The 12923-nt window shown below is 71.8% G+C and carries 11 protein-coding genes; 7 read left to right on the top strand and 4 right to left on the bottom strand.

Annotated elements, in window-relative coordinates; translation table 11 throughout:
* Positions 1–132: 132 nt before the first annotated feature.
* From ACIBIW_RS10695 to yhfZ, 3 genes are all read right to left on the bottom strand, one after another.
* Positions 133–489 (bottom strand): DUF2620 domain-containing protein, encoded by a 357-nt coding sequence (locus ACIBIW_RS10695; protein WP_399334263.1) that lies wholly within the window; start codon positions 487–489, stop codon positions 133–135.
* Between the two features lie 183 nt (positions 490–672).
* A complete protein-coding gene (locus tag ACIBIW_RS10690; protein WP_399334261.1) occupies positions 673–1047 on the bottom strand; it encodes a PRD domain-containing protein in 375 nt (124 codons plus the stop codon).
* A gap of 107 nt (positions 1048–1154) precedes the next feature.
* Positions 1155–2096 carry a GntR family transcriptional regulator YhfZ gene (yhfZ, locus tag ACIBIW_RS10685; RefSeq protein ID WP_399334259.1) on the bottom strand — a complete coding sequence of 314 codons (942 nt, stop codon included), beginning with the start codon at positions 2094–2096 and terminating at the stop codon, positions 1155–1157.
* Between the two features lie 288 nt (positions 2097–2384).
* Here yhfZ and ACIBIW_RS10680 point away from each other — a divergent pair, with 288 nt between their 5' ends.
* The 4 genes from ACIBIW_RS10680 (at position 2385) to ACIBIW_RS10665 (ending at position 6242) form a co-directional block, all read left to right on the top strand.
* Positions 2385–2903, top strand: coding sequence for a hypothetical protein (locus tag ACIBIW_RS10680; protein WP_399334257.1), 519 nt, complete (start codon positions 2385–2387; stop codon positions 2901–2903).
* A complete protein-coding gene (locus ACIBIW_RS10675) occupies positions 2900–4909 on the top strand; it encodes a GH92 family glycosyl hydrolase (RefSeq protein WP_399334851.1) in 2010 nt (669 codons plus the stop codon). Before ACIBIW_RS10680 ends, ACIBIW_RS10675 begins: the two co-directional genes overlap by 4 nt.
* Before the next feature lie 55 nt (positions 4910–4964).
* Positions 4965–5294, top strand: coding sequence for a hypothetical protein (locus ACIBIW_RS10670; RefSeq protein WP_399334255.1), 330 nt, complete (start codon positions 4965–4967; stop codon positions 5292–5294).
* A gap of 399 nt (positions 5295–5693) precedes the next feature.
* The gene (locus ACIBIW_RS10665) at positions 5694–6242 is read left to right on the top strand and encodes a pyridoxamine 5'-phosphate oxidase family protein (RefSeq protein ID WP_399334253.1); all 549 of its coding nucleotides are present in this window, start codon (positions 5694–5696) and stop codon (positions 6240–6242) included.
* A gap of 127 nt (positions 6243–6369) precedes the next feature.
* Here ACIBIW_RS10665 and ACIBIW_RS10660 read toward each other — a convergent pair whose 3' ends face one another.
* Positions 6370–7824 carry an MFS transporter gene (locus ACIBIW_RS10660; protein ID WP_399334251.1) on the bottom strand — a complete coding sequence of 485 codons (1455 nt, stop codon included), beginning with the start codon at positions 7822–7824 and terminating at the stop codon, positions 6370–6372.
* A gap of 149 nt (positions 7825–7973) precedes the next feature.
* Here ACIBIW_RS10660 and ACIBIW_RS10655 point away from each other — a divergent pair, with 149 nt between their 5' ends.
* The 3 genes from ACIBIW_RS10655 to ACIBIW_RS10645 all read left to right on the top strand — a co-directional run bounded on the left by ACIBIW_RS10655 (position 7974) and on the right by ACIBIW_RS10645 (position 12880).
* The gene (locus ACIBIW_RS10655) at positions 7974–8588 is read left to right on the top strand and encodes a TetR/AcrR family transcriptional regulator (RefSeq protein ID WP_399334249.1); all 615 of its coding nucleotides are present in this window, start codon (positions 7974–7976) and stop codon (positions 8586–8588) included.
* 86 nt (positions 8589–8674) lie between these two features.
* Positions 8675–10354, top strand: a complete 1680-nt coding sequence (locus ACIBIW_RS10650; RefSeq protein WP_399334247.1) for a response regulator transcription factor — start codon at positions 8675–8677, stop codon at positions 10352–10354.
* A gap of 102 nt (positions 10355–10456) precedes the next feature.
* A complete protein-coding gene (locus ACIBIW_RS10645) occupies positions 10457–12880 on the top strand; it encodes an ATP-binding protein (RefSeq protein ID WP_399334245.1) in 2424 nt (807 codons plus the stop codon).
* Positions 12881–12923 lie beyond the last annotated feature (43 nt).

Raw genomic sequence — 12923 nt, 5'->3', positions numbered from 1 at the left:
GGCTGGTCCGGAAGGGGGCCCGGAAGGGGCCGCCAGGAGGTGCCCGCCCGCTCGCGGTGAGCAGGCGGACGCTTGGTGCCCGCCGGGACGGGGACGGTCCCGGGGGCGGGGGCGGGCGTGGCCCGCCGGGGTTCAGGCGCGGGCGGCGATGGCGCGGGCCAGGGCGGGGGCGACGGCGTCGATCTGGTCGAGCGAGAAGCCGAACACCTTCTTGCCCTCGTCGAGCAGCGCCGTGATCTCCTCCTCGGCCGGCACGGAGCGCCCGAAGGTGTGGCAGGCGGGCCTGCCCATCAGCCCGACGAGCACGCCGAGCGAGGCACCGGCGCCGGTGTGGCAGGTGCCCAGGTAGTAGTCGGCCTTTCCCGCCCTGAGCTGCATCGCGGCCTCCATGTCGCTGGAGACGACCGTCTCGACACCGTCGAGCGCCAGGGCCCGTACCGCCTCGGCGACCTCGGCCTTGCCGACTCCGCCGGTGAGGATCTTCTTCATCGCTGACTCCTGTTCCGCGTCCGGCGCCGTCCGCCGTCCGCCGCGGGCCTGTCGTTCGTGGGGGTGGGGTGGGCGCCCACACCGTCCCGGCCGTCCGTTACGGCCATGCCGTTCATGCCGTCGGTGTCGTGCATACCGTTCATGTGGTGCCTGCCTCCGCCGTCGCTTCCCGTTGCCGTGCCGTCAGGCCGCCGGGCGCTGGGCCAGGACGGCGAGGTGCAGGGCGAGGAAGTTGACCTCGGAGTCCGGGAGGGCCGCGCCGAGGGTGCGCTCGGCGCGCCCGGCGACGGCCCTGGCCCGCTCCACCGCCTCGGGGTGGTCGGCCAGTTCGGCGGCGACCTGCTCGTCGGTGGTGAACTGCCCGATCGGCTCGCCGTCGAGCAGCCGGCCGAGCGCCATCGTCAGATGGCTGGTGAGCATGCCCGCGGTGGCCTCCGTCACGCGCGCGCCCCCGGCGGCGAGGGCCTCCAGCTCCGCCGTCACGAAGTCGACCACCTCGGGCCGTACTTCACCGCCCTCGCGGAACAGCCGCAGCCGCAGCGCCAACTGGTCGTCCATGCCAACCTCCCGGTAACACGGGGTTTTTCCACAGTAATCAGGATTCTGGATTCTCTGGCCGTACCGTTCCGCCGAAAGCCCCTGCCCGGCGGGTGGTTGACGGCCCGTCAGTACGAGGGCATGCGATCCCCCCGTACCACCTCGGCCTGGGTGGACACCACGGTGTCCGGGGCCAGCGCGTCCCGGAAGGCGGTGAGCGCCTTGCCCGCGCTGTCCGCGCGGCAGATGACGGCCGCGCTTGAGTTGCGCGGGGACAGGCCCCGCGTCACCTCGCCGTCCAGCGGGTGCACCTCGACGCCCATGCCGATGCGGTCCTGTACGTCGTCCAGGTTCCAGACGGTGGCGTCCGCCTGGTCGCGCGCGAACACGTCGCGCAACTGCATGTACGACGACTCGACCCAGACGGTGTCGGCGCGGTGCGCGAAGGCCCGCTCGGTGAGCAGCCGCTGGTCCTGCGAGGTGTGGTCTATGGCCACCCGGAGGCCGGGCTTGTCGAGGGAGACGCCCTCGCGCAGCAGCAGCCCGTGGGCGCCCACGTAGGTGCCGGGGCCGAGGTCGGCGACGATCTCCACCGCGTGCTCGGCGGCGATGCGGTCGGCGGCGAACCGGGAGAGCACGACCAGGTCGACCTTGCCCTCGACCAGCGCGGCCGCCCTGGCGTCGGAGCCCCGCATGAAGGTGATCGCGAACGGTGTCCCCGCCCGGTCGAAGGCCGCGCGCAGCCCGGTGGCGAGGCCCTCGTAGCGCCGCGAGTAGGGCAGTGGCATCGCGGCGAGCAGGGTGCCGAGCCCGGACAGCCGCCAGAGCACCGCACGGTCGGAGGCGACGAGGAAGGTGCCGAGGTGCCCGCGCGCGCTGGTCTCGATCCCGCCCGACTCCTCAAGCAGCCGCAGCGCCGCCTGCACGGTGCCGTTCCCGCACCCCAGCTCCTGGGCGAGGTCCCGGACCCGGGGCAGCCGGGTGTCGGGCGGCACGCCGAGCAGCAGCACGGCGAGCTGGCGCGCGGCCAGGCCGTTGCGGGTGAGGAAACGGTCATCCAGGGCATTCACGAATCGGACAGTAACCAGAATTCTGGATACTGACAAGACCCTCGGGGCATCGAATTTTCCGACTCGTAGAGATCGGATCTATGAGTGACGGGCGGCAGAGCTGCGTCATTCCGGCTGCCTGCCCGCGAGGCCCCGTACGCAAGCGCGCAGAGCTCGGGCGGCCGGGTGCGGGAAGCCTTGACAGGTTGCCCGTCTGGCGCCACCTTCAGAGCTATTCATCGGAGGACAACGATGTCAGACACCTGGGGTGGTGCGTGGGGTTCGCCCCGTACCGAGGGAGGCATGTCGATGGTCGAGCGATTCGATCCGCTCAGTAGGCGCGGTTTCCTCGTCGGGACGGGCGGTGCGGTGGCCACCGCAGTGGGCCCGGGCGGCACGGCGGCCGCGCAGGCGCCGTCCGGACCGTCCGCCGGGGCGCGCCCCGGCGCCGTGCCCGCGGGAGCGCGCGCCGCGGACGCCGTGGATCTGGTGAATCCGCTCACCGGGGCGCTCACCACCTCGCCCGACATCGCCTGCGGCAAGACCTTCCCCGGCGCGGTGGCGCCCTTCGGCCTTGTGCAGCTCAGCCCGGACACCGTCAACGGCGGTGACAACGGCAGCGGCTACTCGGCCGACATGACGACCATCGAGGGCTTCAGCTTCCTGCACCTAGGCCGTGTCGTTCGGATCTTCGCGGGGGTGCGACGCCAGCTACGGCACCTCGCCGCGTTGTCGGACCGTCCACGTACGCCCAGTACGAGGACGATCCTCCGCCTTGCGATGCTCCCCCACAGCCCGAAGGGCGTGGGAGGTACCCCCAGCATCTGACGCCGCACCCTGGTCCACGAAGATCCAAACGACACGACCTAGGCGGCGTCGGCTGCTACGGCGACCTGGGCAACCTCCAGGTGATGCCGGAGACCGGCGACCTGGTGACCGGGCGGGACGCGGCGAAGAGCCCGTTCCGGCGGGAGACCGAGACCGCGCGCGCCGGGTACTACGCCGTCGGCCTGGACCGCTACGGCGTCACGGCCGAACTCACCGCCGCCGCACGCGCGGGCATGCTCCGCTTCACCTTCCACGAGGCGGGCACCGGGCGCGTCAAGGTCGACCTGGCGCGCAGGATCGGCTTCGACGGCTCGCACTCCGTCGCCCAGGAGCTGCGGCTCGTGGACGAGCACACCGTCGAGGGCTCGATGCGCGCCGACCCCTCGGGCGGCGGCTGGATCTGCGGCAACGGCCCCACGTACACCGTGTACTTCTCGATGCGGTTCGCCGACCCGGTACGGGCGTTCGGCGTCTGGGACGGCGGGCGGGTGGCGCGGGACGTGCGCGCGCAGTCGAGCACGGGCGGGAGCGCCGGGTTCTTCGTCGAGTTCCCGGTGGCGGCGGGGCAGCGGGTCCTCGTCAAGGCCGGGGTGTCCTTCACCGGGGTCGACGGCGCGCGTGGCAACCTGGCCGACGCGCTGCCCGGCTGGGACTTCGACGCGGCGGCCGCGGACGCGCGCGACACCTGGGCGCGGGCCCTTCACCGGGTGGAGGTCACGGGCGGCTCCGCCACCCAGCGCGAGATCTTCTACTCGGCGCTCTACCACACCATGATCGACCCCAGGGTCGTGAGCGACGCGGACGGCACCGCGCGCTCCGGCGAGGGGCCGCCGCGCCGCGAGGGCTTCGCGCGGCGCACCGTCTTCAGCGGCTGGGACGTCTTCAGGGCGCAGTTCCCGCTGCTGACCCTCGTCGACGAGCAGACGGTACGCGACCAGGTCAACACCCTGCTCGCGCTCACCGACTCGGGCGCCGTGGGCGGCCTGGCCCGCTGGGAGCTGCTGGGCACCGACACCAACACCATGATCGGCGACCCGGCGGTGAACGTGATCGCCGAGGCCCATCTGAAGGGCGTCGGCGGCTTCGACGCGGAGAAGGCGTACGGGTACTGCCGCGACGTGGCGCTCGGCCCCGCCGAGCGGTCCAACCGCAACGACTTCGCGAACTGGACCGCCCTCGGCCACTGCGTCACCGACAGCCTCTCCGCCACCCTGGAGAACTGCTACTCCGACTTCGCGCTCGCCCGGTTCGCCGACGCCCTCGGGCACACCGAGGACGCCGCGCGGCTGGAGCGCACCGCCCGCAACTACACCAACGTCTTCAACGAGGACGTCGGCTGGTTCCGGGGCAGGCGTGCCGACGGCTCCTGGATGGGCGACCAGGACGGCTGTGTGGAGAGCAACCCCGAGCAGCAGGGCTGGTTCGTGCCGCACGACGTGCCGGGCCTCGCGCGACTCGCCGGCGGGAACGACGCGTTCAACACCCGGCTCGACGGTGTCTTCGCGCGCACCCCGCCCGAGGACATGATGCGGTGGAACGACAGGTACAACCACTCCAACGAGCCGGTGCACCAGATGGCGTTCCTCTTCGTGTACACCGGGGCGCCGTGGCTGACCCAGAAGTGGTCGCGCTATGTGTGCGAACACGCCTACGCCACCGGGCCCGCGGGGCTCGCGGGCAACGACGACTGCGGGCAGATGTCCGCCTGGTACGTGCTGGCCGCCGCCGGGTTCTACCCGGTGTCGCCGGTCAGCGGCGTCTACGTCCTCGGCAGCCCCGTCTTCCCGCGCACCGCGTTCACCACGAGCCGCGGCACCGTGTTCACCGTCGAGGCGCCCGACACCTGCGCGTCACACGTGTACGTGCGCGGGGCGCGGTTGAACGGGAAGGCGATCGACCGGGCCTGGATCACGCACGAGGAGACACTCGCCGGGGGCACGCTCCACTTCACCATGTCGAGCACCCCCACGTCCTGGGCGGCGTCGAGCACCCCGCCCGCGTCCTGAACCGGCCGGGCCACGGCCGCGCGAACCCGGGCGCCGCGTCGGGCACCATGTGTGCATGAGGAAGAGCGATATCTGGCGGCTGGTGGCGGGCATCCTGGCACTGACGCTGATGCCCGAGGAACCGTACGACGGTGAGCCGGACCGCCTGTCGCTGCTGATGGACGAACTGGCGAGACTCGACAAGGAGTTGCCCGACGGGGTGTCGGCCGCGGAGGCGGTGGCGCTCACCGAGCGCCGGGCCGAGGACCGGATCGCGCTGCTGACCGGCGGTTTCGCCGCGGCCTTCCTGCATCTGGCCGCCGCCTACGACGAGACGGACGCGGACACCTCGGCGCTCGACGTGGTGCGCGCGATGGCGCTCGAATGGGTCGACCGCGACGACTGAGCGCGGCCCCCGCGAGAGCAGGGGTGCGGGAAGGAGAGGACACGGGGGGTGGGCCCTGTCCCTCCCGCACCGCTCTGGTGCCGCGCGGCGCCGGCCGGGGGGTGCCGGGTGCGCGGCCACCGACCGACTCGCACGGCTGGGGGAGGGGGTGAAGCCGGCGGGTCGGTGCGGAAGCGGATGACCGCCCGGGCGAAATACCACCCCTGCGGAAATCCGGCGGAACATGTCCATCATACCTTTTCCAAGGGGCATTGCATAGCTTTCGGATTCCGCTCCGAAACGGAAATCCAGGGGTGTGCGTGGCCGCTCCCGCGGTCGCACTGTGGCTTCTTAGGGGTTGTAGCGCCCGGCCGCGCCGCTAGCTTGGAGATGAACGTGACGCGTCCTCGCCTAGACGAAATGGAGGTGGCAATTCCGATGGCCAACCCGGAGTTGCTGCACGCGGACCCTGAGCCGGTCACGGAGCCCGCCTGGATATTCAGCTACACGGCCACGGGGCCGCAGCTTGACTGGGAGTGGGCGCACAAACGGCTGCGGGAGTCGAAGAACTTCTGGATCACCACCCAGGGCCTCGACGGCCGCCCCCACACCCGTCCGGTCTGGGGGTTCTGGCTGGAAGGCGGGCTGTGGTTCTCCACGACGAACCGCTCCGTCGCCTACATCGAGGCGGACAACAACGTCACCGTGCACACCGAGAGCGGTGACGAGGTGGTGATCGTGGAGGGCCGCTGCGAAAGGCTCCACGGAAAAGACAGGCTCCAGGTGATCTCGGACAACTACAGGGAGTACTTCAGCCACGAGACCGTCGCCACCGACGAGGGTGTCTTCACCCCGCAGGGTTACGGCGGCCCCGGTTTCAAGATTACGCCGACGAAGGTGCTCGGCTGGAACGCCCCGTATTTCAACACGGCGACCCGCTGGGTGTTCCCGGAACCGGAAGGCGACTGAGTATCGATCTCGCCGTATCGGTCTCGCGCCGCACGCGGTAAGGGGGAGTCGGGAAACGGATTGAATCCGTTTCCCGACTCCCTCCTTTTTACGTGTTACCGGTGACGCGCACCGGGCCCCGGGCGCGTCAGGCGGCGCCGACCGCCTCGCGCTGCTCGGCCGGCTTCGGCTTCGCGGTGCGGATGACCGCCAGTACCAGGACGAGCCCGACGACGGCGAAGGCGAGACCGCCCAGGCACGTCGTCGCGATGCTGTCCGCGAGACCGGCCTTGGTGTGGCCGCCGCCGTTGCCGCGCAGCGCGCTGCCGAAGACCGTGACCAGCACCGCCGTGCCGATGGAGCCGCCGATCATGCCGACCGTCTGGAGGGCGCCTGACGCGCCGCCCGCCTCCTTCGGCGGGACGTTCGCGAGGATGGTCGCGGCCAGCGGCGCGTTGAGCATGCCCACGCCCGCACCCGCGAGGAGCATCGGGATCATGATGCCGCTGAAGTACCCGGTCGAGTCCGAGATCTGGGTCAGCCAGGTCATCGCGACGGCGACCATCACGAGGCCGACCGTCATTGACGTCTTGGGGCTGTACTTCTTCACGACCTTCGGCGTCAGCGTCCTCGGTACCACGACCATGCCGAGCGACATCGGCAGGAAGGCGAGTCCGGCCTGGATCGGGTTCATGTCGAGCACGTTCTGTACGAACTGGGTCAGGAAGAAGAACATGCCGAACATCGCGCCGCCGGAGCAGACGAACACGAGGAAGCCGCCCGCCCGGTTGCGGTCGGTGAAGAGCCCGAGGTTGAGGACCGGTTGGGCGTGGCGCTTCTCCGCCAGTACGAAGAGGCCGAGCAGGACGACGCCCGCGACGAAGGAGCCCACGGTGAGCGTGTTGGACCAGCCCTCGTCGGCGGCGTGCACGAATCCGTACACCAGCGCGCTCATCCCGGCGGTGCCGAGCAGCGCGCCCGTGCCGTCGAACCGGCCGCCCTGGGGCTCGGCGGCGGGGATCAGCCGCGGCGTCAGGATCAGCACCACGAGGCCGATGGGGACGTTGATGAAGAGCACCCAGCGCCACGAGGCGAGGTCCGTCAGGACGCCGCCGAGGAGCAGTCCGCCGGTGGAGCCGATGCCGGAGGCCATGACGGAGATGCCGAGCGCCTTGGTGCGCTCCTCCTGGCCGGTGAACGTCCTCACGATCAGCGCCAGGGTGGACGGCAGCGCCAGCGCGGCGCCGAGGCCCTGGAGCGCCCTGGCGGTCAGCAGCCACCAGGTCTCCTGGGCGCAGCCGCCGGCGAAGGAGGCGATCGTGAAGAGCGCGACTCCCGTCAGCAGCGCCCTGCGGTTGCCGAGGATGTCGCCCATCCGCCCGCCGAGGAGCAGGAAGCCGCCGTACACCAGGGTGTAGGCGTTGAGCACCCAGGACAGCCCGGTGGGGGAGACGTCGAGCGCGTTCTGGATCTTCGGCAGGGCCATGTTCATCACGGTGATGTCGATGGCGCTGAGCAGTTGGACGCAGAGGATGACGGTCAGGATGGCGCCGCGGTGCGCGGGGCCCCCCGCGGCCTGGCCGGGGGGTTCGGTGCTGGACAACTTTCGGAGCCTCCTTCGGCGAGACGACGCTCGCGGAACGGATGACGGCTGTGCAGGGAGGAGTGCCCGGCAAAGAAAGCGGGGAGTATTCTCCGGGTATAGCCCGTACGATACGGGGGATGCTCTCCGCATTGCAACATGGAGGACCGATGCAGCGTTCGAGACCGGCTCCGCCGAGCCTGCCCTCCCGTCCCACCAGGACGGACGCCAGACGCAACTACGACAGCCTGGTGGCCGCGGCGGACGAGCTGTTCGGCGAGCGGGGCACGGACGTACCGCTGGACGACGTCGTACGCCGGGCGGGCCTCGGCTCCGGCACGCTCTACCGGCACTTCTCCAGCCGCGACGCGCTGATGGCGGCGGTCTTCTGGGGGCGCATCGAGGCACTCTGCAAGGAGGCCGACCGGCTGCTGCTCGCCGACTCCCCGGTCGAGGGCATCGTGACCTGGCTGCGCAGCCTCATCGGTCTGACGATGCGGCGCGGCCTCGCCGCCGCGCTCGCCGCGGACAACAAGGACGGCGGCTCCGAGCTGTTCCGCTACTGCCGCCAGGCACTCGACACGGCGGCGACCCCGCTGCTGCGGCGGGCCAAGGAGGACGGCGCGTTCCACCCCGACCTGGAGGTCTCCGACCTGATCACCTTCACCCACGCCATCGCGGTGGCCGCCGAGCGGGCACCGGACAGCGAGGAGCACGCCGACCGGCTGCTCCGCATGCTGCTCGACGGCCTGCGCACCCGCGACAAGCCCACAGCACGCCTGTGAACGGGCGAAGACGGGCGCCGGTGGTGGAACCGGTCCTGTCGCGACGCTTACACCGAAACGGGGGAGAGAAGGATGGAGTACGGGGCATGAACGGCGGCGTCCAGGCACGTCGCTGGGGCGCGCATCCGGAGGCCGACGACCAGGGGACCTGGCCCTGGGCGGGGCGGCCGGCGTGGCCGCTGCTGGACCGGCACTACCAGTACCTGACACCGGACGAGCGGGCGGCCTTCCGGCGGCTCTCGGTGCTGGGCACCGAGTTCGACGCCGAGGCCGCGGCGGCGGTCTGCCGCGACAGCAGGCTCGGCGCGATGGACATCGTGGGAGCGCTCGCCGTGCTGGAGGCCAGGGGCCTTATCCAGCGGGTGCGCGGCGACTCGGAGAAGAGCAGGTTCCGCTGGTCCGAGGGGACCGTCGAGTACGGCGCGGCGCGCCTGGCCGAGTGCCTGGAGACGGTCTCGGTCAACGGCTTGCTGGTGGACTGGATATGGGACCACGTCCGCTGGCTGACCCACGCCTACATGCTCTCCAGGGAGCAGAGCGAGTGGTTCGCCGACCGGATGGACTACCTGGAGCGCGCCGTCGAGTGGACCTGGCGTACCGGCCACGACGACCGGCACGACCTGATGGTGGTCCTGCTCGCCAACCTCTGGCTGCACAGCGGCCGCCAGGACGCGGGACGCCGGCTCGTCGACCGGGCGCTGGGCCGCAGCGAGTACTCGCCCTACCGCAGCGACCTGCTGCTGTGGGGGCTGTGGTTCCGCAACGACGGCGAGTCGGGGGAGTACCTCGACGTCGTCCAGGGCGCCGTCGTCGCGGCCCGCGCCACCGGTACCGACTCCGTGCTGATGCGCGCGGTCACCTCGCTCGCCTGCGTGTATGTGCGCCTGGAGGACCACGAGTCGGCGCGGCGCTGCTTCGAGGAGGCCATGGGCCTCGCCCGGCAGTTGAACGACGACTTCAGCCTCTCCCTCTGCTCCCACATCTACGCCTGGTTCCTGCTCGGCACCGGCGAGCACGCCGAGGCGTGCGCCGCGATCTCCGTCACCACACCGGCCTTCGAGGAGCAGGCCGAGCCCTTCCAGTACGCCAGCTACCGCTTCGTCGCCGGGGCCACCGACCTGGCCACGGGCGCGCTCGACGCCGCCGAGGTGCACATGCGCGCCGCCGTCGGCATCTTCAACTCCTCGGGCCCGAGCTGCTTCTACCCCGTGGGCGGCCTCGCCCTCATCGCGCTGCTGCGCGGGCAGCCGAGCCGCTGCCTGATGCTGCTCGCCGCGTACGACAGGTTCCGTGCCGGGGCGGGCCGGCAGACCAGGGTCCCGCTCTGGTGGGAGCAGCGGCTGAGCGACGCCCGCCTCGCCGCGGGCGCCCGCCTGGAGGCCGACGAGATCCAGGACATCGGGCAGACCGCGCAGGGCTACACGGACCAGCAGCTCATCAGCTACGCCCTGGGCAGCGCCGACCGGCTGCCCCCGCGGCAGCCCTCGACGCTGACCAGACGCGAGCACGAGATCGCGCTGCTGGTCGCCCAGGGCCTGAGCAACCGGCGCATCGCCGACCACCTCCAGATCGCGGAGAGCACCGTGGCGTCGCACACCAAGCGGATCTACGCCAAGCTCGGCATCCGCTCCCGCACCCAGCTCGCCGGATGGGTGGCCGACAGATCCCCGCGCGGCGTGCCGCGCCCCCAGATCGCCACCCCGGCCCAGGAGTCGGCGTCGTCGGGGGACGGCCCCTTCCCCGGAGGTGTCGCGCTGCGGATGTGAGCCCGCGCCGTCCGCGCCGTCCGTGGGTGAGGGGCCTGACGGTACGGACGGGGCGGAAGGCCCGGACAGGAAGAGTGAGCAGGACAAGGGGGAGCAGCACCGTTGGCAGCATCGGCGATCTACTGCGTCATCTGTGAGACCCGTATCGTCGCACCCGCGGGCCAGGGCACCAGAACGCACAAGCAGTACTGCTCCAACGCCTGTCGGCAGCGGGCCTACCGGCGGCGGCTCGCCGCCCGCGAGATGTCGACCGCCCACCCGAGGCCGTCAGGCGCCCCCACCTTCCCGGTCCGGCTCGACAAGTTCGTCGGCAGGACGGCGGAGTTGGAAGGTCTCACCGCGCTGCGCGGCAAGCGGCTGCTGACGGTCACGGGAGCGCCGGGCGTCGGCAAGAGCCGGCTCGCGATGCAGTACGCCGAGGCGGCGTTCGCCGACGGCACGGAGGTCGTCTGGCTCGACCTGGAAAGGCTCCCCGACGACGCCCCCTTCCCCGCCGCCCTCGCCGACGCGCTCGACGGCACCGAGGGGGCGGGGCCCGACGAACGGCCCGTCCTGCTCGTCCTCGACAACTGCGAGGACGCGGTGGAGCGGCACGCCTCCCATGTCGAGACGGTCCTCTCCCGCCGCCCCGCGCTGCGGGTACTCGCCACCAGCAGGGAGGCGTTCCGTATCCCCGGCGAGACCGTCATCGGGCTCGACCCGCTGTCCCTGCCCCCGCGCGCCGAGGCCAGCCCCCGGGTGCTGCTGCGCTCGGACGCGGGCCAGCTCTTCGTGGAGCGCGCCTCGGCCGGAAACCCCAACTTCGCCCTGAGCTGCGACAACGCCGCCGCCATCGCCGAACTCTGCGTCGACCTCGACGGGCTGCCGCTGCTCATCGAGTTCGCCGCGCACTGGGTCGGCCTGCTCACGGTCACCGAACTGCTCAAGCGGCTGCGCCAGTCGGTGCGGTCCCTGACCGTGGCCAGCCGCACCGCGAGCGACCGGCACAGCAGCTTCCTCTCGGTCTTCGCGTCGAGCTACGACCGTCTCGACACCGCCGAGCAGTCCGTGTTCCGCCATCTGTCGGTGCTGACGGGTCCTTTCGACATCGAGCTCGCCACGGTGGTCTGCGGCGGCCTCACCGGCCAGCACAGCGCCGAACTCCTCACCAGGCTGCGGGCGAAGTCGCTGCTGGTGGCGACGGTGGACTCACCGCACGGCACGGAGCTGCGCCAGTACGACCCGGTGCGCCGGTACGCGAGCGAGCTGCTTGAGGAGGCCGGGGAGGCGGAGGCGGCCCGCGACCGGCTGGTCGAATGGCTCGTGGACCTCTGCCGCCCCCTGTCGCGGCACGTCACCGTGGACCGCGAACTGCTGCTGCGGGTCAGCCGCGTCCACCACCACATCATGACCGCCGCCGAGTGGACGGCGCGTACCGGCGACGCCCGGCACGTGGTGCTCGTCGCCGCGCTCACCAGGGCGCTGCGCGCCAGGGGCGAGCCCGACCTCAAGGGCTGGCTCGGCGACCGCGCCCTGCACATGGCGGCGGGCCGCACCGACCACGCGATCCTGCTGACGGAGCTGGCGGAGGCCAAACTCGCCGGGGGCAGCCTGGTGGACGCGGTCACCCACGCCTCCCGCGCGGTGGAGCTGATGGGCGACGAGGGCGCAGCGGGGGACGCGCCCGACCCGCGCGGGAGCGAGCACCACACCATAAGGGCCCGCGCCCTGCTCGCCCTCGCCTCCTGCCTGCGCAGGATCGGACAGCACACCGCGGCCGAGATGACGGCGCGTCAGGCCCTGGACATCGTGCGCGCCCACGGCGACGTCCGCGACGAGGCCGCCTGCCTCGAACACCTGGCGGTCACGAGCATGGCCGCGGGCGACCTCGACCGCGCCTCCCGGACCATCTCGGACGTCCTCTGTTCGCTGCCCGAGCACGACGAGGCGGGCACCGTGCAGGCCCTCGACGCCGCGACGGACATCGCGCTGGCCGCGGGGGAGACGGGCAGGGCCGCCGCCCACGCCGAGGAGATGCTGCGCAGACTGCCCGACGACGCGGGCCTGTTGCAGCGCCCGCTCAGCCGGCTCGCCGCGGCCGTCACCGCGGCGGGCGACCCGGTCCGCGCCCTGCGCCTCGCCGAAGTCGCCCGCGCCATGCGCGAACAGAGCGGCATGGGCGAGCAGATGTGGCTCGACGACGAAGTGGAGCGCAGGCTGCGGGAGTTCGTGCGCGGCCGGCGCCCCGCCGAGGTGCGGCAGACCCGCAAGGTCGCGGTCACCCTGTCGCCGCGGTTCGCCAGGGCCTTCGCGCTGGGCGGCAACTGGCCCGACGACAGCGAGGAGGAGCGCGACGGGCTGCTGTCCTCCCGCAAGGTGGACATCGCGCTGTTCGTGGCCGAAGGGCTGACGAACAGTCAGATAGCCAACCGCCTCGGGGTGTCCCCGCGGACGGTGTCCACCCACCTGGCCCGGCTGCGCAGCGAACTGAACATCGAGTCACGCGCCCAGGTCGCCGCATGGGCGAGGACCGCGCTTGGTGGGTAGCACCGCCGCGGGGGAGACCGCCCCGTCGGGGGATCACGGGACG

This window comes from Streptomyces sp. NPDC050560, from assembly GCF_044457285.1.
Taxonomy (GTDB): domain Bacteria; phylum Actinomycetota; class Actinomycetes; order Streptomycetales; family Streptomycetaceae; genus Streptomyces.
Note: the sequence above shows the minus strand (reverse complement) of the source record. Positions and strands in the feature narration are given on the sequence as shown.